At 55.2% G+C, this 22,188-nt stretch carries 20 protein-coding genes; 19 read left to right on the plus strand and 1 reads right to left on the minus strand.

The annotated features are described in order from the left end of the window. Positions 1–39 precede the first annotated feature (39 nt). The 15 genes from Q0D52_RS04040 (at position 40) to hflX (ending at position 19,190) form a co-directional block, all read left to right on the plus strand. Positions 40–1,887 (plus strand): ribonuclease J, encoded by a 1,848-nt coding sequence (locus Q0D52_RS04040; RefSeq protein WP_294361023.1) that lies wholly within the window; start codon positions 40–42, stop codon positions 1,885–1,887. A 106-nt stretch (positions 1,888–1,993) separates the two neighbouring features. Further along, positions 1,994–4,477, plus strand: coding sequence for a DNA translocase FtsK (locus Q0D52_RS04045; RefSeq protein ID WP_294380327.1), 2,484 nt, complete (start codon positions 1,994–1,996; stop codon positions 4,475–4,477). Positions 4,478–4,486: 9 nt separating this feature from the next. Continuing rightward, on the plus strand, positions 4,487–5,836 hold the full coding sequence (locus Q0D52_RS04050) for a helix-turn-helix transcriptional regulator (protein ID WP_294380328.1): 1,350 nt from the start codon (positions 4,487–4,489) through the stop codon (positions 5,834–5,836). 17 nt (positions 5,837–5,853) lie between these two features. Continuing rightward, on the plus strand, positions 5,854–6,351 hold the full coding sequence (locus Q0D52_RS04055; RefSeq protein WP_294361015.1) for a YajQ family cyclic di-GMP-binding protein: 498 nt from the start codon (positions 5,854–5,856) through the stop codon (positions 6,349–6,351). An 8-nt stretch (positions 6,352–6,359) separates the two neighbouring features. After that, entirely contained in the window at positions 6,360–7,706 is a 1,347-nt protein-coding gene (gene rimO, locus Q0D52_RS04060; RefSeq protein ID WP_294380330.1) for a 30S ribosomal protein S12 methylthiotransferase RimO, read from the plus strand. Between the two features lie 3 nt (positions 7,707–7,709). Beyond that, entirely contained in the window at positions 7,710–8,939 is a 1,230-nt protein-coding gene (gene pgsA, locus Q0D52_RS04065; RefSeq protein WP_294380331.1) for a CDP-diacylglycerol--glycerol-3-phosphate 3-phosphatidyltransferase, read from the plus strand. A 250-nt stretch (positions 8,940–9,189) separates the two neighbouring features. Further along, positions 9,190–10,248, plus strand: a complete 1,059-nt coding sequence (recA, locus tag Q0D52_RS04070; RefSeq protein ID WP_294361009.1) for a recombinase RecA — start codon at positions 9,190–9,192, stop codon at positions 10,246–10,248. A 32-nt stretch (positions 10,249–10,280) separates the two neighbouring features. Beyond that, positions 10,281–11,009, plus strand: a complete 729-nt coding sequence (locus Q0D52_RS04075) for a RecX family transcriptional regulator (protein WP_294380333.1) — start codon at positions 10,281–10,283, stop codon at positions 11,007–11,009. A 264-nt stretch (positions 11,010–11,273) separates the two neighbouring features. Next, positions 11,274–12,827, plus strand: coding sequence for a ribonuclease Y (rny, locus tag Q0D52_RS04080; RefSeq protein WP_294380336.1), 1,554 nt, complete (start codon positions 11,274–11,276; stop codon positions 12,825–12,827). 15 nt (positions 12,828–12,842) lie between these two features. Next, complete coding sequence (locus Q0D52_RS04085; RefSeq protein WP_294380339.1) at positions 12,843–13,946, plus strand: ATP-binding protein; 1,104 nt, start codon at positions 12,843–12,845, stop codon at positions 13,944–13,946. Positions 13,947–14,054: 108 nt separating this feature from the next. Continuing rightward, entirely contained in the window at positions 14,055–14,384 is a 330-nt protein-coding gene (locus Q0D52_RS04090) for a stage V sporulation protein S (RefSeq protein ID WP_294360996.1), read from the plus strand. Positions 14,385–14,456: 72 nt separating this feature from the next. Continuing rightward, positions 14,457–15,791: a tRNA (N6-isopentenyl adenosine(37)-C2)-methylthiotransferase MiaB gene (miaB, locus tag Q0D52_RS04095; RefSeq protein WP_366930325.1), complete on the plus strand. Its 1,335-nt coding sequence runs from the start codon at positions 14,457–14,459 to the stop codon at positions 15,789–15,791. Further along, complete coding sequence (gene miaA / locus Q0D52_RS04100) at positions 15,748–16,761, plus strand: tRNA (adenosine(37)-N6)-dimethylallyltransferase MiaA (protein ID WP_294380343.1); 1,014 nt, start codon at positions 15,748–15,750, stop codon at positions 16,759–16,761. Before miaB ends, miaA begins: the two co-directional genes overlap by 44 nt. A 40-nt stretch (positions 16,762–16,801) precedes the next feature. Next, positions 16,802–17,722 carry a diaminopimelate epimerase gene (gene dapF / locus Q0D52_RS04105; RefSeq protein ID WP_294380345.1) on the plus strand — a complete coding sequence of 307 codons (921 nt, stop codon included), beginning with the start codon at positions 16,802–16,804 and terminating at the stop codon, positions 17,720–17,722. A 148-nt stretch (positions 17,723–17,870) separates the two neighbouring features. After that, positions 17,871–19,190: a GTPase HflX gene (gene hflX, locus Q0D52_RS04110; protein WP_294380346.1), complete on the plus strand. Its 1,320-nt coding sequence runs from the start codon at positions 17,871–17,873 to the stop codon at positions 19,188–19,190. A gap of 355 nt (positions 19,191–19,545) precedes the next feature. Here hflX and lexA read toward each other — a convergent pair whose 3' ends face one another. After that, positions 19,546–20,184, minus strand: a complete 639-nt coding sequence (lexA, locus tag Q0D52_RS04115; RefSeq protein WP_294360982.1) for a transcriptional repressor LexA — start codon at positions 20,182–20,184, stop codon at positions 19,546–19,548. Between the two features lie 120 nt (positions 20,185–20,304). Between lexA and Q0D52_RS04120 the strand changes: the two genes are divergently transcribed. From Q0D52_RS04120 to Q0D52_RS04135, 4 genes are all read left to right on the plus strand, one after another. Beyond that, positions 20,305–20,598 carry a hypothetical protein gene (locus Q0D52_RS04120; RefSeq protein ID WP_294360978.1) on the plus strand — a complete coding sequence of 98 codons (294 nt, stop codon included), beginning with the start codon at positions 20,305–20,307 and terminating at the stop codon, positions 20,596–20,598. Between the two features lie 134 nt (positions 20,599–20,732). Then, complete coding sequence (gene nrdR, locus Q0D52_RS04125; RefSeq protein WP_294380347.1) at positions 20,733–21,179, plus strand: transcriptional regulator NrdR; 447 nt, start codon at positions 20,733–20,735, stop codon at positions 21,177–21,179. 3 nt (positions 21,180–21,182) lie between these two features. Then, complete coding sequence (dut, locus tag Q0D52_RS04130; RefSeq protein WP_294380349.1) at positions 21,183–21,629, plus strand: dUTP diphosphatase; 447 nt, start codon at positions 21,183–21,185, stop codon at positions 21,627–21,629. 8 nt (positions 21,630–21,637) lie between these two features. Continuing rightward, positions 21,638–22,120 carry a hypothetical protein gene (locus tag Q0D52_RS04135; RefSeq protein WP_294380352.1) on the plus strand — a complete coding sequence of 161 codons (483 nt, stop codon included), beginning with the start codon at positions 21,638–21,640 and terminating at the stop codon, positions 22,118–22,120. Positions 22,121–22,188: the final 68 nt, after the last annotated feature.

Below are 22,188 nucleotides of genomic sequence, written 5' to 3' on the forward strand. Positions count from 1 at the left end.
TGCGGCCCTGCTGTCTGTTGGCAGTAAGGAAATCAATACATGGATCAAAACGAACAGCGTTCAAAGCGCAATGGTGACGTGCGCCCTGAGAACAGCGGCAAAAGCACGCAAACGGTCAAGCATGTCAAGCTTGATCTCGAGCGCCCAAAGCTTACGAAAGAGGGAAACACCGACCAAACCCGTAAGCGCCCGCGCTCCCGTAAGCGCTCCTTCGATTCCTCGAAAAAGGATCGCGGCGCCACGCTGAAGATCATCCCGCTCGGTGGCTTGGATGCCATCGGCAAGAACATGACCGTGTTCGAATGCAAGGGCGACATGGTGCTCGACGATGCGGGCCTGATGTTCCCCGACGACAACCATCCCGGCGTCGACCTTATCCTGCCTGATTACACCTATGTGCTGCAGCACGCCGACAAGCTGCGCGGCATCGTGATCACGCACGGCCACGAAGACCATACCGGTTCTTTGCCCTACCTCATCAAAGACCTTGATCGCCAGGTGCCCATCTATGCAACGAAGATGACCCTGGGCCTTATCGAGGGCAAGTTCAAAGAGCATCGGATCAAAAACGCCAAGCTCGTGGAGATCAAGCCGGGCGACAAGGTGAATCTCGGCTGCATCACCGCCGAGTTCTTCGCCGTGAACCACTCCATCCCCGGAGCGGTAGGCGTCTTTTTCCGCAGCCCTGCAGGCAACGTGCTGCATACCGGCGACTTCAAGCTCGACCAAACGCCCATCGACGGGGTGCATACCGATTTCGGGGCACTGGCGCGCTTCGCCGATGAGGGCGTAGACCTCATGATGTCGGACTCCACGAACGCCACCAACCCCAACTTCACGCCGAGCGAGGCTGAGGTTGGCAAGGAGCTTCAGCGCATCATCGCACAGGCGAAGGGCCGCGTCATCATCGCGTCGTTCGCCAGCCACATCCATCGCTTGCAGCAAATCTGCGATGCCGCCGTGGCAAACGGGCGCAAGGTGGTCGTCACTGGTCGTTCGATGGTTCAGAACACCGATATCGCTCGCAAGCTGGGGTATCTGAAGATCTCCGACCAGGACATCATCGATGCGTACGACCTGAAGGGCATCCCGCCCGAGCAGGTGGTCATCATGTGCACCGGCAGCCAAGGCGAGCCGCTGTCCGCTTTGGCCCGCATCGCCGCAGGTGAGCACAAAACCATCGATATGGAGGCGGGTGACACCGTTATCATCTCGGCAACCCCTGTTCCCGGCAACGAGAAGGCCGTCACAAAGGTGGTCAACTCCTTGGCGAAGATCGGCGCCGATGTGTACGACAAGTCCCGTGGCCGCGTGCATGTCTCCGGCCATGCTTCGGCAGAAGAGCTGAAGATCATGCTGACCATCGTGCAGCCTAAGGCGTTTATGCCGGTGCACGGCGAGGCCACGCATCTTCGCGCCCATGCCCGTTTGGCGGAAGCCGTCGGCGTTCCCGCTGAAAACGTCTTCATTTGCGAGAACGGCGAGAGCCTTGAGCTTTCCACGAAGGGCGTCAAGCACGGCGAGGTCGTGCAATCCGGCATCGTGCTCGTCGACGGCCTGTCGGTCGGCGATACCTCCGAGCAGGTGCTCGAGGAGCGCACGGCGCTTTCCGCGCAGGGCTTCGCCGTCATCGCGGCTGCGGTTTCCGGCCGCAAGAAGGCCGTTGCCGGCAACGTGCAAGTCGAGATGCACGGCATCACCGGCGGCGACGACGGCTATCTGGTCCAGGAGTGCGAGAAGTGCGTGAAGAACGCTCTGACCAAGGCGCTGTCGAAGGGCGCTTCGGGCAAGGAGCTGAAAAAGGCCGCTCGCGATGCGCTCCTGTCCCTGCTTTGGGAACGCACGAAGACCCGTCCCATGACGGTGGTGAACCTGTTGGACATCTAGCATCGCCTTATACATCAATCTGTCGACGAGCACCTGCGTTGCATTGCGCGCAGGTGCTCGCTTGCTCGAACAACAGCGGAAACGCTTTAGCACGAAAGGGGAGGGCGTGGCCCGAACTGCATCGAACAAATCAACCTCATCCAAAAAGGCCGACGGCGGCAAATCGAAAGCTGCAAGCCCTGCGCAGAAGCGAGCCGCCAAACAGACGGCCTCGGCTCCCGCCCAGCCGCGAATCTTCGACGAGCGCACCAAGCGCGATATCACCGGCGTTGCCGTAACGCTGCTCGGTATCGTGCTGTTCGTGGCCGCCGTTGTTCCCACCGATGCGCTTATCACCTCGTTCGTGTCCCAGCTATTGCATCTGTGCCTGGGCATCGGCGCGTATCTGCTGCCGTTTTTCCTGGTTGCAATCGGGGCAAGCTTCCTTGTCCGAATCGACAAGGAAGGTATACCGCTGCGTGTTTCGGTAGGGCTGGCTATGCTGTTTCTCGCGGTGCTATCCCTTCTCGCGCTGTTCACGCCCGAAGCCGCTCCCGACGCTACGGATAACCTGTTCTTAGCCGATCAGCTTTCCGCGCGCGGAGGCTATATCGGCGCGGGCATCGCATGGTGCGGCTTGACGCTGTTCGGCAAGGTGATATCAGCCATCGTGCTTTTCGGTCTTGCGATCGCGGGGCTGATCATCATCGGCTTTTCCGTATCGAGCATCATCGAGAAGCTGCGCACGCTTGCCGAGGCTCGGGAAGCGGCAGACGAGCGCGAGCATGGCGTGGTTCCGCCCCCGGCGTTTGCAAGGGTTTCCCGCCCGAAGGCGAAAACGCTCGACGAGGCCGAGCTTGCGGAATTGGAAACCGCGAAAACGCAAACGCTCAAGCGTCCTGCGTCCTCAAATCGTCGACATGGCAGCGCTGCGGCATCCGCCGAAGGCGGCCCTTCCCGTGAAGATGCGAAGAGCGCTCCCGAGACCATCACGCGCAAGCTGGGACGTCGCAAGCCTATCGAGCGCGATGCTGCACCGTCGATGCCCAAAAAATCCTCGAAGGCCGCTACGCCGGTTGCCACCCCGCGTCCCGAGCAGGGTTTCGAGCTTCCGCCTATGGACCTTCTCGCCGTCTCCACCGATCCGGAGAAGGATTTGGCAACCGATTCCGAGCTTCAGGAAACCGGAGCATGTCTTCAGGAGACCCTTGAGGACTTCAATATCATGGCAAAGGTCGTGGGTTGGGTTGCCGGCCCGACGGTCACCTTGTTCAAAGTCGACCTTCCGGCCGGCGTGCGCGTAAGCCGCGTCACAGCCCTTGAGGACGATATCGCGTTAGCGCTCGCGGCCCCCGGCGTGCGCATTTTCGCGCCTATTCCCGGAACCAATTACGTCGGCATCGAGGTGCCCAATCGCACGCGCCAAACGGTGCTGCTCGGCGATGTCATCAAAGATGCGGCACCCGGTCCGCTGCAGATCGCCATCGGCAAGGATGTCGAGGGCCACTGCATCGTTTCCGATCTTGCGAAGATGCCCCATCTGCTTATCGGCGGTACCACCGGTTCCGGTAAGTCGGTTTCCATCAACGCGATGATCATGTCCATCCTCATGCGGGCGACTCCGTCCGAGGTGCGCTTCATCATGATCGACCCGAAACGAGTCGAATTCACACCGTATAACGGCATTCCGCACCTATACGTGCCCGTCGTGACCGAGCCCAAGGAAGCGGCAAGCGCTTTGAGCTGGGGCGTTGCGGAAATGGAGCGTCGCCTGAAGGTGTTTTCGAAGGTAGGAGCGCGAAACATCGGCCAGTACAACGCTAAGGTGCAGGCGGCGCAAGCCGAGGCGAAGGCTGCGCAGGAAGCGGGAGAGGAGCTGCCCGACAACGAGCTTGGCGATGAACTGCCCTATATCGTCATCATCATCGACGAGCTTGCCGATTTGATGATGAACGTCGGCAAGGAGGTCGAGTTCTCCATCAGCCGTATCGCCCAGTTGGCGCGCGCTGCCGGCATCCATTTGATCGTCGCCACGCAACGTCCTTCCACCAACGTGGTCACGGGCTTGATTAAGGCCAACATCACGAACCGCATCGCCTTCAACGTGGCAAGCGGCATCGATAGCCGCGTTATCTTGGACACGCCGGGCGCCGAAAACCTCATCGGCCTAGGCGACCTGCTCCTGAGCAAACCGGAGTATGCAAAGCCCATGCGCATCCAGGGCTGCTACGTTTCCGAGGACGAGATCAACGCGGTTGTGGAGAAGTTGCGCAGTCAGGGCGAGCCGGAGTATCATTCCGAGATCTTATCCACCAATCTAATCACGTTGGGATCGTGCCCCTCGGATGCCAGCGGCGGCACGTGCGCCGATGATGACCCGCTCATTTGGGAGGCGGCCGAGTTGGTGGTATCGAGCGGTTTGGGTTCCACGTCCAATATCCAAAGGCGCCTTAAAGTGGGTTACTCCCGTGCCGGGCGTATAATGGATATGTTGGAAGATAAGGGCGTCGTCGGTCCGCCGAACGGCAGCAAGCCCCGTGAAGTACTCGTCGATGCCATGGAGCTTGAAACGCTCAAAGCGTTCGAGCAACATGACGGTGACAATCAATAAGGAGAAGGCATGGGCCAGGTTTCATTCGGCACCGTATTGCGCGAAGCGCGCGAGCGGAAAGGCTACGACGTGCAGTCGGCCGCTCGTCGGCTGCGCATTCGACCCGACATCCTTCGCGCCCTCGAGAACAACGATTTTTCCCGTTTGCCTGCACGCGGTTACACGCGAAACATGGTGAACGCATATGCGAAGCTGGTCGGGCTCAATCCTGCCGATATCACGCGTATGTATCTCGATGACGCATACGCTTACCAGGTCGGGCGCACCCGCGGCGAATCCGATTCGCTGGCGCATGTTTCGGGCCGTAGGTCGGTTTCGCGCGGCGACGGGCGCCATGATGGTCGTGGACAAGGTTCGCAGCGTTCGTCGCGCTATGACAACGAGCGCACCGATGGTCGTCGCTCGCAGCGTACTCAGCGGGGCCAGCGCCAGGGCACGCAGCGCATGCCGCGTCGCGAACAGCAGCCTCAACGCGAATATCGAGAATCGCTTGCTTCCCGTGCGGCGCGTGCGGAAAACGAAAGCCGTCGCTCCAACCATTTCGGCGGGGCCGTTACCACCCAGTTCACCAACTTCTATTCCGGGTCGCAGAATAACGTCGGCCGGGGCATGCAGGCAAGGTTGCCCTATGTTGCGGTCATTGTGATCATCCTGCTGCTGCTCGTCATTATCGTGGCGCTTGCCTTCGGGAATCGCGGAGCTGCTTCCACGCAGGAGGTCGCTAAGGTTCCCATCACCGGCGTCACCGATACATCGGCGGATGGCAGCGGGGTCAGCCAAGATAATTCCAATAACAACAGCGACAACAACAACGATTCGGATACGAAGTCATCATCCACAGCAACGGTGCCCACCAGCGTGAAGGTGGAATACAAGCTGGCCAAGGGCCAGCAGGCCTACGTGATCATCACGCAGGACGGGCAGGCAACCGAGCAGATGCTCACCGGGCCGTTTGATGAAACGGTTGACGTTGCCGGCACCTGGAGTTTGTCTACCTGGGTCTCCTCGGGATTCACCGTCACCATGGACGGCAAGGAGGTCGAATTCACCAGCGATGCGACCACGGGCATGCCAACAGCCACGGTGAACTTCAAGGATTACCTTGCATCGTGGGCGAAAGATCACCCTGACGTGAAGGTCGAGGGGCTTGATACTTCTAGCACCTCATCGAGTACCACCGGTTCCACTGCGTCTACGAATTCAACGTCGAACGGAACCTCTGCGCAATCGAGCACCGGCAACGGCTCTTCGTCGACAGGCTCCACCACGTCGTCTACGGGAACGGGCTATTCTTCGACGACCGGGTCTGGCACAAGCGCAACGGGTACCCAGTCTTCATCGTCAACGTATTCTTACTAGTTGAAAGGCAGAACATCATGGCTAAGGAATCCAGTTTCGACGTGGTGTCCACCGTCGATATGCAGGAAGTCGATAACGCATATCAGCAGGCGAAAAAGGAGCTTTCGCAGCGCTATGACCTGAAAGGCTCCGGCGCCGAGCTATCACTTGACAAGCAGAAGAAGACCATCACAGTAGCGGCCCCCGCTGATTTCGTTGCTCGCCAGGTCATCGACATCATGGGCAGCAAGCTCATCAAGCGAGGCATCGACCTCACCGCCGTCAAGTGGGGCGACCCCCAGGCGGCAACCGGTCAAAGCGTGCGGCAGACGGCAACCATCGTCGAGGGCATCGATAAGGAAACCGCCGGCAAGATCAACAAGGACATCAAGGCGCAGAAGCTCAAGGTGAAGGTCACCATCGAAGGCGACAAGCTGCGCGTTTCCTCCGCCTCTCGCGACACGTTGCAGGAGGTCATCGCCTTCCTGAAGGGCCAGGATTACGGCCAGCCGCTCCAGTACGTCAACTACCGCTAAGGAATCCCGTGGAAACCGAAAACGTCTTTGAAATCGAGAGTCCTCGCGTCGCGTTCGTCACCATGGGTTGCGCGAAAAACGAGGTGGACACCCAGCGCATGCAATCGCAGCTTCAGCGTTGCGGCTTCGTCATCGAGCAGGATCCCGAAGCCGCTGATGCCGTGGTGGTGAACACGTGCTCGTTCATCCAAAGCGCTACCGAGGAAAGCCTCGAGGCCATCTTCGAGGTTGCGGGCATGCCCAATGTCGCGGCGGGCGCGGCGCTCATCGTCGCCGGTTGCATGCCTGCCCGTTACGGGCAGGATCTGGAATCCGAGCTTTCCGAAGCCTCGGCTTTCGTTCCGTGCAGCAAGGAAGACGATATCGTCCAGGTCATCGCGCAAGCGCTTGACATCGATCAAGTGCAACTCGAGCGCATGAAGGCCGCTATGCTCGGCGCCGTGCCCGAAGGCGCGGTTGCCGTTAACGGTTCGCGCGCCGTTTCGGCATACGTGAAGATCTCGGATGGGTGCGACCGCTTCTGCTCGTACTGCACCATCCCCTATATCCGCGGCAGGTACCACAGCTTCGACTACGAAACCGTTCGCGCGGATGTGGCCGACCGCGTGTCCGAGGGTGTGAAGGAAATCGTGCTCATCGCCCAGGATACGGGACGTTGGGGTCAGGATTTCGAAAACGAATCGAGCCTGGCTTGGCTTGTCGGCTCCCTTGCGGACGAATTCGCCCAAACCTGGTTCAGGGTCATGTATATCCAACCGGAAGGAATCACCGACGAGCTGCTGCAAACGGTTGCCGAGCACGACAACATCTGCTCTTATTTCGATATCCCGCTCCAGCATGTTCAGCCGAGCATCCTGAAAGCTATGCATCGCAAGGGTTCGCGCGAAGAGTACGAATCGCTGATCGAGCATATCCGAGAGATGGTTCCCGGGGTAACACTGCGCACCACGCTTATCGCGGGTTTTCCCGGCGAAACCGAAGAGGACTTCGACGAGCTTTGCGATTTCGTTGAAGAGGGCTTCTTCGATTACATCGGCGTGTTCGCATATTCCCGCGAAGAGGGCACCAGGGCATTCGACCTGCCTGACCAGGTCGACGATGACGAGAAAGCGTATCGCGCGCAACGCTTGCGCGACCTTGCGGATGACGTTTGCACGCCGCTCGTTGCCTCTCGCATCGGCAAGACGCTAGACGTGCTTATCGAAGGCCGGGAAGAAGACGGTCAGCTGTTCGGCCGTGCGATGTGCCAGGCCCCCGAGGTCGATGGCGTAACCTATGTCGACAATGGAGAGCCGGGACGCATCGTTCAGGCCACTATCACCGATACGCTGCTTTACGAAATGGAAGGCGAATAGGCCATGCATCTTCTGCAAGTAGAAGCCGCCCCGCAGGCCTCTGCGAAATTGTGGACACCGGCGAACATCGTCACGCTCATCCGCATCTGCTTGGTTCCCGTGTTCGTTGTCGTGCTGCTAAGCCCTTGGCCTCAGTGGTTTCATCTGCCCGATCTGGCGGAGCATTCCAAAAGCCTTATCGCCGCTGCCATCTTCGTGCTGATCTCTTGCACCGACTGGCTTGACGGGTATCTGGCGCGAAGCCGTGGCGAGGTCACCGACTTCGGCAAGTTCATGGATCCCCTTGCCGACAAAATCTTGGTCATGGCGGCTCTTTTGGCGCTTATCGAGCTCGGTTCGCTGCCAAGCTGGGTTGCCCTGATCATCGTCGCCCGCGAGTTCATCGTCTCGGGCGTGCGCATGGTTGCGGCCAGCAAGGGTACGGTGATATCCGCTAGCTGGTACGGCAAGTTCAAAACGGTGTTCCAGATGATCGCCATCGTATTGTTCACTATCAAAGATAGCTACATGATGGGTACGCTCGTCGAGGCGTTTTCGGACGTGATGTGGGTGATCAGCTGGATCGTCATGGCAATCGCCCTGCTGCTGACGGTAGTGTCCATGCTCGACTATATCTCGAAAGCCCGTGAGCTGATCGGCTTGGGGCCTTCCAAGCGGGCGAAACGCAAGCAATCATCCGCCAAATCGAATATCGACGGCAATGAAGAAGATTCGGGTATCAACGAGGTGGATGCAGCTCATGTTGGGCAACTTGCCGCGCAGGTGATTGCCCACGCAAGTGAACGCGGCATCACCATCGGTACCGCCGAAAGCCTTACCGGCGGGATGATCAGCGCCGCATTGACCTCGGTTTCCGGAAGCTCCGCCGTCGTACGCGGCGGGATAGCAAGCTACGCTACCGGTGTGAAAACCGACGTCCTCGATGTGCCTGAGCAGGTTATCGAAGAGTTCGGAGTGGTAAGCACGCAGGTAGCGCGACATATGGCGCAAGGCGCCCGCAATGATCTTTCCTGCAATGTCGCCGTAGCCGTCACCGGTATCGCCGGACCGTCCGGGGCAGAACCGGGAAAACCCGTGGGAACCGTCTGCTTCGCTTGCGCAAACGATAACGGCATCACGGCGCAAAGGAAGCATTTCGAGGGCGATCGCAATCAAGTGCGCCTGCAGACCGTATTCGAAGCGTTGCGTATGCTCGATGCCGCTGTGTGCGGCCAGCAGCAGGGGTCGAACTGAAATCGCGCATCGCATCGCCATAGACGGCGTCCGGAAACAGCACTAACAATGTAGAAATCGAACAGGTTCACCCGACAACCGTGCAAGGTTCAGGTGAACCTGTTTGATATTGAGCGCAAGCGTTGGGCAAGATGGGGGAGCTATCATAGTAAAAGTCGTACCGATGTTTGTATTTGGTACTTGACTATGAAACAAGCGTTCGTATAATCAGTAGCGTTGCAATGCAGCGCAAAGGAAGGGTAACCAGCGCATGAATGAAGAAAAAACTAAGATGCTCAAGGTCACAACCGACCAAATCGAATCAAAGTTCGGCAAAGGCTCCATCATGAAATACGGCGATGGCGGTCATGATCTGAACATCGGCGCTATCCCCACCGGCGCTTTGCCGCTTGATGCGGCTTTGGGGATCGGCGGAGTTCCGCGTGGCCGAATCATAGAAGTATATGGACCCGAATCTAGCGGTAAAACCACGCTTGCGCTTCAAATTCTCGCAGAGGCACAGGCACTCGGCGGAGTCGTCGCGTTCATCGATGCAGAGCATGCGCTTGACCCGGTCTACGCGGCTCGCTTGGGAGTGGACATCGATGATGTGCTCATCTCCCAACCCGATTTCGGAGAGCAGGCTCTCGAGATTTGCGACATGCTCGTCCGTTCGGGCGCAATCGATTGCGTTGTCATCGACTCCGTCGCGGCATTGGTACCCCGAGCCGAAATCGAAGGCGAGATCGGCGATACCACCGTCGGTCTGCAAGCAAGGCTTATGTCCCAAGCCCTTCGAAAGCTTGCGGGCTCGCTTTCTAAATCAAACACCACGTGCATCTTCATTAATCAGCTGCGCGAGAAAATCGGCGTGATGTTCGGAAACCCCGAAACCACAACGGGCGGACGTGCGCTGAAATTCTTCTCCAGCGTGCGAATCGATGTTCGCCGTATCGATTCCATTAAGCGCGATGGCGAAATCGTAGGCAACCGCGTTCGTGCCAAGGTCGTCAAGAACAAGGTTGCGCCGCCATTTCGCCAGGCAGAGTTTGACCTCATGTACGGTGAAGGCATTTCTCGAGAGGGATGCATCGTCGATATGGCGGTGGAAGCAGGGGTCGCCAAGAAATCGGGCGCTTGGTACACCTATGGTGAAGAGCGCTTAGGGCAAGGACGTGAAGCGGCAAAGCATACGTTGAAAGAGAACCCCGATCTTCGCGATGAGCTGGAAACGAAGGTTCGAGAGGCGTTCGATATCCCGATCATCACCAAGGAGCAGGAAGACTTCGACGCCGTCAACCCCGTGGCGAAACCCAAGGGCAAGAAATAACTATGCAGCATGCAATGGCAAGGGAGCGCTGTTTGGCTGATCTGCGCGCCCGGATCAAAGCCATCGAAGAAGGCTCAGGTGCGCATGAACTGTATTCGGAGCACGCATCCCGAAACGAAGCCGATGCTTTAGGCGTTGCCAATCCGAATCGCAAACACGCTGCTTGCATGGAAACCTTCCAGTCTGAAAGCGCACCTCTGCAGGATGGTTGCTTGGGCTCGAGTCGTTGCGCCAACGGTCAGAAGCTGCAGAACAAGCAGACGAAGCATGCAGATGCAGATTGCGATCAAGCACAACAGGCGTTTGCGAAAATCCAACGCCTGTTGTGCATTCGCGAACATGCCAGCACCTTGCTTCGTAAACGACTGATAGCAAATGGTTTTGATGAGCACGTCGCATCCGAAGCTGTGCAGAGGGCCATCGACTGCGGACTTGTATGCGATGAGCGCTACGCGGATGTATTGGTTCGAAGCAGGCTTTCCCAAGGAAAGGGGCTTCGGGGCATCGCTTTCGAGCTCGAACAAGCGGATATCGACCCTTGCAGCGTCCCCGCATACCAAGATGCGCTATCAAACGAAAACGGGCCAGATGAACTAACTCGCGCATTGTGCCTGCTTGATGCCAAGCCGCCTAAAGCCAAACGAACTCGCGAAGCGGCATATCGAAAGCTCGTGCAAAAAGGATATGCATCAAGTGTGGCGGCATCGGCAGCTCGTATATTCGAGGAACGATGCAGGTGCGACGGCCTTTCGGCCCATTGATCCGATCATAGGCCATTAAAAAGCCGGTTTCTCCTGTAGAACCGGCTTTTTTGCATGGTTGCCCTTTTCCATTTCAAAGAGAACCTTTATCATGAAATATAAGCCTGAGCTACCGTGCCTTATACGGCACTGTTGGAATATATAAACAAATGTATACGTCCAGTCGTTGCGCACGTACGCTCATGCCCGGTTATGCCGGGATTTTTTATGCAATGGAACCTATGAAACCCACAGTACCCGTCCAAACTCGAAAGGGGGACAAGCATGGAATCCATTATTTGGCTTATCGTTGGCGCCGTAATCGGCATCGCCGCCGGTTTCGTCATCAATAAATTCGTTGCCAAATCAACGGCCCAACGCGCTGCCGACGAAGCGCATACCGTCGTCGAGGACGCGAAGCGCCAGGCAGAAACTTTGCGTCGTGAAGCAGTGGTCGAAGCCAAGGACGAAGCATTGCGTCTTCGCCAGGAGGCCCAGGCCGAGAACAAAGAGCGCTTGAAGGAGGTGCGTGCCGCGGAGCAACGCGTGAATCAGCGCGAGGAGTCTTTGGATCGCCGCGTTGAATCGCTCGACACGCGCGAAAAGTCTCTGGACTCCCGCGAGCATCAGATCTCCTCCATGCAAGGCCAGCTTGATCGCCGCCAGCGCGATCTTGACGAGTCCGAAGAGCAAATCGGCATTCGCCTGCAGCAGGTTGCGGGCATGACTGCCGATGAGGCGAAAACCGAGCTTCTCGATACGCTTAAAGACGAGGTGGCGCACGAGTCCGCGGCTATCATCCGCGATTCCGAGGCTCGCACCAAGGCGGAGGCCGATAAGAAGGCACGCTCCATCCTCAGCCTTGCCATTCAGCGTGTAGCTGCAGATCATACCGCCGAAACCACCGTTTCGGCGATCCATATCCCTTCCGATGACCTGAAGGGCCGCATCATCGGCCGTGAGGGCCGCAACATCCGCTCTTTCGAGCAGCTTACCGGCACCAATCTCATCATCGACGATACGCCTGAATGCGTAACCATCTCCTGCTTCGATCCGGTTCGCCGTGAAATCGGCCGCGTCACCATGGAGAACCTTATCGCCGATGGCCGTATCCACCCCGCCCGCATCGAAGAGATGTTCGGCAAGGCGGAAAAGCTCGTGAACCAGCGAGTGCAGGAGGCAGGCGAGCAGGCTGCTTTCGATACCGGTATCCATGATCTGCACCCCGAGCTCGTTCGCACGCTTGGACGCTTGCGTTACCGAACCTCGTATGGTCAGAACGTGCTGAATCATTCGCTTGAGGTTGCTTACCTGTCCGGTGTTATGGCCTCCGAACTTGGCCTTGACCCAATTCCCGCTAAACGCGCAGGCCTTCTGCACGACCTTGGCAAAGCCGTCGACCATGAGGTTGAGGGAAGCCATGCGGTCATCGGCGCGGATCTGGCTCGTCGTTTCGGCGAGAAGCCCTCTATCGTGCATGCCATCGAGGCGCATCATAACGATGTTGAGCCCAACAGCGTTCTCGATGTGCTCGTGCAAGCCGCCGATGCGGTTTCCGCTGCCCGTCCCGGCGCTCGTAAAGAAACGCTTGACGCATACATCAAGCGTTTGGAAAAGCTTGAGGAAATCGCAAACTCCTACAAGGGCGTTGAGCGCACCTATGCAATCCAGGCCGGTCGCGAGGTTCGCGTCATGGTGCAGCCGGAAGTGGTTGACGAAGCTCAGACCACTGTGCTTGCCCACGATATCGCCAAGCGTATCGAGGACGAGATGCAGTATCCTGGTCAGGTGAAAGTCGTTGTCATCCGCGAGAGCCGAGCTATCGGTATCGCAAAATAACGAAAGGCGTCAACTATGGGCGATGGCAATCTTGCCTCGTTTATCGAAGACGTTTGCGGAGAAGGCCACCTTCGAGTCGAAACCGATCTCGGAGGTGGCTTCGTTCGTTTACGTAGCTCGGAAGCGGAACGTCGGCAAGCAGCACAGGATATCCGATCATCGGAGGATATCATCATCGAGATGCTGCGAAACGCGCGTGATGCTCACGCTTCTAACATCTTCGTCGCTTGCACTCGCGAGGGAACTACCAGGCGAATCGTGATGATCGATGACGGGGATGGCGTCCCAAAACATCTGCAGAGCACGGTTTTCGAACCCCGTGTCACCTCGAAGCTTGATTCCATGCATGTGGATAAGTGGGGCGTTCACGGCCGCGGCATGGCACTGTATTCCATTGCGGTCAATGCCGAGTCTGCGGAAATCGTCGCCTCGGATGCGGGATTAGGTTCGGCGTTCGTTGTCGAAACGAATCTGGAAAAGCTTCCCGAGAAAACAGATCAATCGAGTTTCCCTACGTTTGAACTCAATGAAGCAGGAACGGTTTCCGTGCGTGGGCCGAAGAACATTCTGCGAACCGCTTGCGAGTTCGCTGTCGAATCTCGCACCTCTGTCAATGTGTTCATGGGCTCGTCAACGGATATCGCGGCAACGCTGTTTGCATTCGGGCTCGGTAGCCTATCGGCTGCCGATAGGCTCGCTGGTGGAAACGATCAGAAACTCCCTGTATGCAAGCGTTTATCAGCTTGTGCAAGCCTTTCGGGGTTCCATCAAGTAGCGGAATCTCTTGGTTTGTTGATGTCCGAACGTTCTGCACGCCGCATTCTCGATGGTCAAATCGCCCCATTGCCACCATTGCTTTCGAAAATCAAAATCGAAGGGCTGCAAGCATCCGATGCGCTTGAAGACGAAAAAGGCATCGCGCGCGAGAAGCCAAGCACAGCGAGACCCGCGAAAGGATTGAAGCTATCCGACGAAGATGCTGCGCGTTTCGCGCGCAAAATCTCACAAGCTTACGCCGACCTGGCGGATGCGTACTTTCTCGATGACAGCACTGAACCGCAGATCAAGGTGAGCAAAGATGCCATCCGCATCACCATACCTGTTGTCATGCAGTCTTAGCGCAGGTCTTCCACATTATGTTGCGGACATATTTCGTTATAGCTACAATTTAGCTTGCATTTTATTACGCCGAAACACAGGTCAAACAGAACACGAAAAGGTGAATGCATGAATGCCGAACAACAAGCCCCAGAATCAGGGTGCCTGAAAGTCTCCTCGAAATCGTCTCCTGCTTCAGTAGCGGGCGCCATTGCCGGCATGGTAAAAGATGGCGTTGGCGTTGAAATCCAAGCTGTCGGCGCCGGCGCGGTGAATCAAGCGGTCAAAGCAATCGCCATTTCTCGAGGGTTTCTCTCGCCGGTCGGCATCGAAGTCGCGTGCATCCCCTCGTTTGCCGACATTGTGATCGATGGGGAATATCGCACCGCCATTCGTTTCGCCATCGACCCTCGATATACGCGAGGCACGCCAATCGAAGACCCTTCTCTTAGCGAATAGATTCGACATTCGCAGCATTCACATTCTCAATACGATCGGAACCATATCCTTATGCAAACTCCCTTCATGAATATGACCTTTTGCGTCCGCACCTTCGGATGCCAGATGAACAAACACGACTCCGAACGCATTGCGGGTATGCTCGAGGGTCTTGGCGGCCTAATGGTGGACACCGTAGAGGAAGCCGACATACTGATCTATATGACATGCTGTGTGCGCGAGGCGGCAGATACGCGTTTGTACGGTCAGGTTGCTTCCCTGAAGAACATACCCGTGAGAACCGGTTCTCCGCTGAGCAAGCGCATCGTTGCGGTGGGAGGCTGCATCGGCCAGCGCGACGGCGATGAGCTGACGAAGAAGCTCCCTCATCTCGATGTGGTTTTCGGAACGCATAATCTCTCCTCGCTGCCGCATTTGCTGCAAGCCGCCATCGAAGAAGGCGGTCATCAGGTCGAGGTGCTTGATGCATCCGCTTCATTCCCCACTGAGCTTCCGACAAGCCGAGAACATTCGTGGGCAGCATGGCTTCCCATCACCATCGGATGCAACAATTTCTGCACGTATTGCATCGTTCCATATGTGCGCGGTCGTGAGAAATCGCGTCCCATCGAAGATATCGTTTCCGAAGCGGAGCGCTATGTTGCTGCAGGCGTGAAAGAAATCACGCTGCTTGGCCAAAACGTTAACTCTTATGGGCGCGATTTGTATGGTAGCCCTCGTTTTACTCAGATTCTCAAGGCTCTTGACGAGACGGGCGTTGAACGTTTGCGTTTTGCCACGAGCCATCCCAAAGACTTGTCCGATGAGGTTATCGCTCAGTTCGGAACGCTGCGCTCGCTGATGCCGGCTTTGCACCTGCCGGCTCAGTCCGGGTCTGATCGCATTTTGCAGCTTATGAATCGCCGCTACACTTCGGCGCATTATCGGCAGCTGGTGAGCAAATTACGTGATGCTTGCCCGGATATCGCCTTATCCACCGACATTATCGTGGGATTCCCCGGCGAAACCGAGAAGGACTTCATGGATACGGCTCGTCTTGTCGACGAAATCGGCTATCACCAGGTGTTCACCTTCATCTACTCGAAGCGAGAGGGGACTCCAGCAGCAAGCATGGAGGACAATACCCCGCACGACGTGATCCAGAAGCGATTCGACCGCTTGGTGGATATCGTTCAAGCGCACGCATTCGAGAAAAACCAGCTTGATCTGGGAGCTACCATTCCGGTATTGGTGGAAGGCTCCTCTAAACGCGATGAGTTGCTCATTGCAGGTAAAAGCCCGAAGAATCAAACGGTTCACGCGCCGGTGCCTGCCGGCAAAACGCCTGAGCAGCTTGCCGGTTCCATTGTGAACGTTCGGGTGAATGAAGCAAAAACCTGGTATTTGGCTGGCGAGATCGTTGAATAACGCATCAAAGGCTGCAATATCCGTTAATGCGGCTGCTGCAGCCTTGTCTCAGCCTGTAATCTGCGTAGTAGGCCCTACCGCTTCGGGAAAAACGGATGTCGCACAAGTAATCGCACAGCGGATAAACGGCGAAGTGGTCAGCGCTGATTCCATGCAGGTATATCGCGGTATGGACATAGGGACGGGAAAGCTTCCCGTAAGCGAACGCCTCGTTTCCCATCATGGTTTTGACTTGGTCGATCCCGGGGAACCGTTTTCGGCAGCATTGTTTCAAGCTTACGCGCGCCAGAGCTTCGTTGAAATCGAATCAAAGGGAAAGCGCAGCATCTTGGCCGGTGGAACGGGTTTTTACGTGCGCGCGGCAATCGATGCCTATGAATTCCCTGATGGCGAGCAAGTCGATAACCCTATTCGTGAACGTTGGAACACTTTTGCCGCTGCACATGGGGTCGATGCGCTATGGAGCGAGTTGAACAAGCGTGACCCTGAAAGCGCCCAAATCATTCCGCCAGCCGATGTGAAACGAGTAGTTCGCGCATTTGAGCTGCTTGAATCAGGGGATAGCTATGCGATTCAAAAACAGCGCCTTCAAACCTTGCCGCAATGGGTTCCTGCGGTGTTTATTGGATTATCGGTTGACCCAGATATACTGCGCGGACGTATTCGGACGCGAGTAGATGCCATGATCGACAAAGGGCTCATTCAGGAGGTTGAAGCCCTGCTTGCATCCGGCTTCCGCGATGGGATAACCGCACCACAGGCAATCGGCTATAAAGAAATCGTAGCCGCACTTGACGGCAACACTCCTATGGAAGAGGCCGTTGAGTCTATAAAGGTTTCAACCTGCCGATACGCTAAGCGTCAACGAACTTGGTTCAAGAAAGACAAGAGGATTCACTGGCTTTGCGCAGATTCAGGGGATACCGAAGCACTCGCAAACGAAGCCCTGGCTTTGATTGATAAACTATAGAACGTGTATTAACTTCTCAAAGGAGCGTGCGTAATACCTCATGGAATTAGATTTTGTTAAGCTTCATGGTCTTGGCAATGATTTCGTTTTCATCGATGATTTTTCACGAGATATCGAATTGACGCAACAGCAGGTTTCTTTGCTTTGCGATCGTCATTTTGGTATCGGCGCAGACGGGGTGATTATGGTTCGCCCTTCGGAACGCTCTGAATGCGCAGCGTATATGCATTACATTAACGCCGACGGCACGCTTGCTCAAATGTGCGGCAATGGCGTTCGTTGTTTTGCAAAGTATCTTGTCGACCGCGGTTACGTGCTTGCCAGCGATGGCCGTTTCGTAGCTGACACGTTAGCCGGTCCCAAGCCGATCAGCTTCGAAGTTGACAAACATGACAAGTTGACGTTCGCAACCGTCGATATGGGTCATCCGGTGCTTGATCCGCAAGATGTTCCGGTTGATTTGCCTGCAAACGCTCAAACCGATGAAGGTATCGGGTTTGTGAAAGAACAAGTTATCCCATCTCCTTGGGGTGATTTTGCCTTTACCTGTGTCTCGATGGGCAATCCTCATGTTATTTGCTTCATTGATGACTTCGGCATGCTTCCTGATGAACTGTTCGTCAATGCCGGTGATAAGTGCCTGACAACGCTTGATTTAAATCGAATCGGCGCATATTACGAAAGCCATGCAACGTTCCCCGAGAAAACCAACGTCGAGTTTGCCCATGTCGGGGATAATGCTATTGAAATGCGCGTGTTTGAGCGTGGGTGCGGCGAGACTCTTGCTTGTGGCACCGGCGCGTGTGCTACTAACGTTGCAGCAGCATTGACTGGGCGTGCATCCAGGGAAAACGATGTGGTGCTGCGTGGTGGTACGCTCCACATCAACTGGGATTCCGACGATCATGTCATGATGACTGGTTCCGCAACGGAAGCTTTCCAGGGTACCGTGGAAGTGTAGTTTTTCGTAGCTGAATCGCTTATGTTACTATCGACAAGCGCAGGCAAGAACCTGCGCTTGTTTTCATTTCGCAGGAACTAATCAAGCATAGGCAGTAATCCATCCCAATTGACGAAAACCAGCTTGAAACCACCCGAGAGGATTGCCGATGTCAGAATACCAATCGGTGTTAGTCAAAGGCGCAAAAACGACGTTTGAAGAGAAGCGTGAAAAAGCCGTGCTTGTCGGCGTCGAACGTCCCGGTATGCGTTGGAATATCTCATCTTCTTTGGCAGAGCTTGAGCGTTTGGCGGACACTGCCGGAGCAGATACGGTGGCTGTTACCACCCAAAAGCTTGAATCTCCCAATCCTAGGACTTTCGTGGGAAGCGGAAAGGTAGAGGAGATTTCACGCCTCTGCAGATCGACTGGTGCTGACCTGATTATTTTCGATGACGAGCTGACCCCTTCGCAGCAATCGAACCTTGAGAAAGCCGTAGATCGAGACTTGAAAGTGATCGATCGCACCGCCTTGATTCTGGACATTTTCGCACTTCACGCAACAACTAAAGAGGGCCGTTTGCAAGTTCGCCTTGCACAAAACCAATATTTGCTTCCTAGGCTTCGAGGCATGTGGTCCCATTTGGCATCGAACCGCATGGGCGGTGGTGTAGGCAGTCGTTTCGGCGAAGGTGAAAGCCAGCTGGAGGTAGACCGCCGATTGGTTCGCAAACGAATTACCAGCATTAAACGTGAACTTGCGCATTTGGCTGAAGTTCGTGCTGTACAGCGAGAGAGCAGATACGAAAGCGGAATGTTCAAGGTCTCGCTCGCCGGCTATACCAATGCTGGAAAGTCTAGCTTGCTGAATCGACTGACGAAAGCCGACGTGCTTGCTTACGATAAATTGTTTGCAACGCTTGATTCCACAACAAGGAAGTATGAATTACCAGAAGGACGCGAGATAACGCTGACCGATACCGTCGGGTTCATTCAAAAGCTTCCCACTACTCTGGTTGAAGCATTTAAATCTACCTTGGATGAAATCACCGGATCGGATTTGATATTGCATGTTGTAGATGCGTCATCAGAAGAATTCGAAGAGCAAATACTTGCAGTCGATGAAGTGCTCGAGCAAATCAAGGCGCAAGCATTGCCCAGATTGCTGGTTTTCAATAAATGCGATTTGCTTCCGGCAGAAGAGCAGGAAGCATTAGCTCATCGATATGATGCATTGCTGGTATCAGCGGAAACAGGGGAGGGCATAGACCAGCTTGTCGATAGGATCGCCCATGTTGCATCCGCTCAAGACACGCACCTTGATGTAGTGATTCCATATCAACGAGGCGATATGGTGTCGAAGGCGCATGAGCGATGCAGGATCATCACCGAAGAACACATCGAAACAGGCACTCATCTTACGATGTTGGTACCAAAACCATTTGTTGATGAGTTCACAGCGTTTTGCAACGTGCAAAGGGGGGAATAGCAAGTAGGCCTTATGCGGATTAGACACCACCTACAGCTATCAGCAAATAACAGGATCGCAACCGATTACATTTGCATGAAAGACTTGCACGAAGTCAAATCAGTTTCATCGAACTTGCACCATTCGAGCCGCCATTGACATTCCTAATTGATGACGGCTCGAACATCTGGGTTTTGCGGGCATGAGCAATGAACGCAAAGCACGTGATCGAACGATCAAGATATACCGGTGGTGAGTTGACCGAATTCGTGCTCTCCTGTATTTCTCGACCACAAATATCTATCAGGTAATCGCCCGTTAGAACAATGCATAGCAAACATCGTCCGATAGGACGCCTTGACCCAAAACGATACGATTACAAACGACGGAAGACAGCGACCACTTTGCCGGCAATAGAGCAGTTGGTGGTGATAATGGGGTCCATGGAGGAGTTCTCCGGCTGCAGTCGAATATGATCCTGCTCTTTGTAGAAGCGTTTCACCGTGGCACCATCATCGATAATGGCAACAACAATGTCCCCGTTGTTTGCGACCGGCTGCTCTTTAACCACAACGTAATCACCATCGTTAATGCCTGCCTCGATCATGCTTTCGCCATGCACAGACAGCATAAAAGACGGGGCATCGCCAACGATTTCGGTAGGCAGCGACATGGTGTTGGTGATGTTTTGCTCGGCAAGGATGGGGACGCCTGCAGCAACATCTCCAACCAACGGAACAGAAACGATATCGTCAAACTGAGCTTGGATGATATTCGTTGCGTCTTCCGTATGGTCTAGCGGATAGGTGAGCGCAATCGAGCGCGATTTCAATGCATCGCGTTTGATGAGGCCTTTTTCCTCAAGGGCTTTCAAGTGAACATGCACCGTGGAAGGAGAGGAAAGCCCCAAAGCCTGACACACTTCGCGAACCGTGGGACCAAAGCCCTTTTCGCGAATACACTGCTCGATGACATCGAGCACAGCCTGCTGGCGCTTAGTGATCTTCTCGGTCATGGGCTTTCCTTTCGAGGTTTGCATAACGAACATCCGTTTGTTTCTCTGTTGACATGAACCTTTGTTCGCTCTATTATATATGCGAACAAAGGTTCTACGCAAGAGCAAAGGGGAGGAAATATGCAACACGGTGATTCTCATCCGGCGGTTAACGGAACGACGGCACTTAAGCTCGATATGCGCGTTTCATCTGCGCATATTATTCAATTCCCCGGAGCCGGCAATGATTCACGGCAAATCAGCGGGGCAACGTCATCTTCTCGCGTTCCGAATCAGCAGTACGATTGCGCCAATATAGACAATCGCCATAACCCCCATACGCTTCGCCGGTCAGAATCGCGAGCAACCCCAGCCCAAACCATTGGCGTGATTGGTCTGATTACGTTGCTTACCATTGTTGCCGGGATTTTGTAAAACCTTGCTTGTCCCAGCTTACTTCTAAGGTCAATATCTTGTGTCACGATTTGATGCACTCTTTTACAACTGGGTATTAACCGCTATATCTTGTATGTTAGGCTACATATCATCGAGCGAAGGAGTGCGATTGTATGAAATGCCCGGCATGCGGAAACATAGAATCCAAAGTAGTTGATTCCCGTCCATCTGATGATGGCAGCAGCATTCGTCGTAGGCGCGAATGTCTCGAATGCGGTCGAAGGTTTACTACGTATGAGCGCTTAGGCGACAATCCGCTCATCATCATCAAGTCCGATGGGTCGTCTGAAGCCTACGACCGACAGAAGCTAATGAGGGGTCTTTTGATTGCCTGCGCAAAGCGACCTATCGCTCCCGAGCAATTGGGCGCATTGATCGACAGCATTGAAGCGGAGCTTCGCAATGCATCCAAGAGCGAGATCGGCTCAAAAGAACTCGGCGACATGGCGTTGGTGCGGTTAGCCAAGCTTGATGATGTTGCGTACGTACGTTTCGCAAGCGTGTATAAAGATTTTCAAAATGTTGAGGAGTTCGCTGCAGCTCTTGAAGGGTTGAAATAGCCTATGAGTACCGTGCATATCCCGATAAAAATCCTTTGCAACGATGCCCAGATTCCTCATACCGCCTATAACGGTGACGCTGGCGTAGATCTGCGATCCGTTGAGCGAATCGTGCTGAAACCCCAGGAGCGCGCAATGGTGCCAACCGGATTGGCAATCGCGCTTCCTGAAGGATATGCAGGTTTCGTTTTACCCCGCAGCGGTTTGGCCGCTAAACATGGCATCTCTATCGTCAACGCACCCGGCCTTGTTGATAGCAATTATCGAGGCGAGTTAAAGGTTGTTCTTGTGAACACCGACCCAAACGATTCGTTTACGATTGAAATCGGTGACCGAATCGCACAGCTTATCGTCATGCCCGTGCCATTAATCGAATTCGAGCACGTCGAGGAATTGTCATGCTCGCAACGAGGGGCATCGGGTTTCGGTAGCAGCGGAGTAAGCAATTAGGAGCAAATGTGGCCGATCAAAATGACAACCGTCCAGGTCCTTACCTCGACGAGAATCGTAAGCCGTATAACAATGCGGAAACGCAATCGAACCCCGATAACGGTGATAAGCAGTTTAAGCCGAACGCGCTAGATGAACGTACGCTGAGGTCTGTACGTTCGCAAACGACTTTTGCCTACATTGCAGGTCCTGTTTCGCTGTTTGTTGGTGGCATCTTGCTAGGAAGCGTTGGCGCCATCTGCGCGTTTCTGGCATACCGCAAATTGCGAGCACTCATGCAGAAATCCAACGAAACCGCCGCAGTGGCTCGTGACATGCTGAAATCAACGCGTACCGCATTGACCATCTGCTTGGTAGCCGTAGCGCTTAACGCGATCTCGTTTGTAATCATGTTTCCCGTCATCGAGCAGATGCTCCAAAGCGGGGACTTTGCAAGCGTTGCCGGCAATATGAGCGCAGGAACCGCTGCTGGTTCCTCGACATGGGGTTAAGGCGTATTCCGCAAGTCCTTCGATATGTCAATTGCCGACCATCAGCAAACGTGGCTAATCAGCAATCC

This window comes from uncultured Senegalimassilia sp., assembly GCF_934630535.1.
In the GTDB taxonomy this organism is placed as follows: domain Bacteria; phylum Actinomycetota; class Coriobacteriia; order Coriobacteriales; family Eggerthellaceae; genus Senegalimassilia.

Bases quoted from the DNA above. Each gene is read 5' to 3' on its own strand.
- Q0D52_RS04090 (WP_294360996.1), top strand. From the start codon at position 14,055: ATGAATGCCGAACAACAAGCCCCAGAATCAGGGTGCCTGAAAGTCTCC.
- pgsA (WP_294380331.1), top strand. From the start codon at position 7,710: ATGCATCTTCTGCAAGTAGAAGCCGCCCCGCAGGCCTCTGCGAAATTG.
- Q0D52_RS04055 (WP_294361015.1), top strand. From the start codon at position 5,854: ATGGCTAAGGAATCCAGTTTCGACGTGGTGTCCACCGTCGATATGCAG.
- Q0D52_RS04040 (WP_294361023.1), top strand. From the start codon at position 40: ATGGATCAAAACGAACAGCGTTCAAAGCGCAATGGTGACGTGCGCCCT.
- Q0D52_RS04050 (WP_294380328.1), top strand. From the start codon at position 4,487: ATGGGCCAGGTTTCATTCGGCACCGTATTGCGCGAAGCGCGCGAGCGG.
- Q0D52_RS04120 (WP_294360978.1), top strand. From the start codon at position 20,305: ATGCAACACGGTGATTCTCATCCGGCGGTTAACGGAACGACGGCACTT.
- miaA (WP_294380343.1), top strand. From the start codon at position 15,748: ATGAAGCAAAAACCTGGTATTTGGCTGGCGAGATCGTTGAATAACGCA.
- rny (WP_294380336.1), top strand. From the start codon at position 11,274: ATGGAATCCATTATTTGGCTTATCGTTGGCGCCGTAATCGGCATCGCC.
- hflX (WP_294380346.1), top strand. From the start codon at position 17,871: ATGTCAGAATACCAATCGGTGTTAGTCAAAGGCGCAAAAACGACGTTT.
- miaB (WP_366930325.1), top strand. From the start codon at position 14,457: ATGACCTTTTGCGTCCGCACCTTCGGATGCCAGATGAACAAACACGAC.
- Q0D52_RS04085 (WP_294380339.1), top strand. From the start codon at position 12,843: ATGGGCGATGGCAATCTTGCCTCGTTTATCGAAGACGTTTGCGGAGAA.
- lexA (WP_294360982.1), bottom strand. From the start codon at position 20,184: ATGACCGAGAAGATCACTAAGCGCCAGCAGGCTGTGCTCGATGTCATC.
- nrdR (WP_294380347.1), top strand. From the start codon at position 20,733: ATGAAATGCCCGGCATGCGGAAACATAGAATCCAAAGTAGTTGATTCC.
- dut (WP_294380349.1), top strand. From the start codon at position 21,183: ATGAGTACCGTGCATATCCCGATAAAAATCCTTTGCAACGATGCCCAG.
- recA (WP_294361009.1), top strand. From the start codon at position 9,190: ATGAATGAAGAAAAAACTAAGATGCTCAAGGTCACAACCGACCAAATC.
- dapF (WP_294380345.1), top strand. From the start codon at position 16,802: ATGGAATTAGATTTTGTTAAGCTTCATGGTCTTGGCAATGATTTCGTT.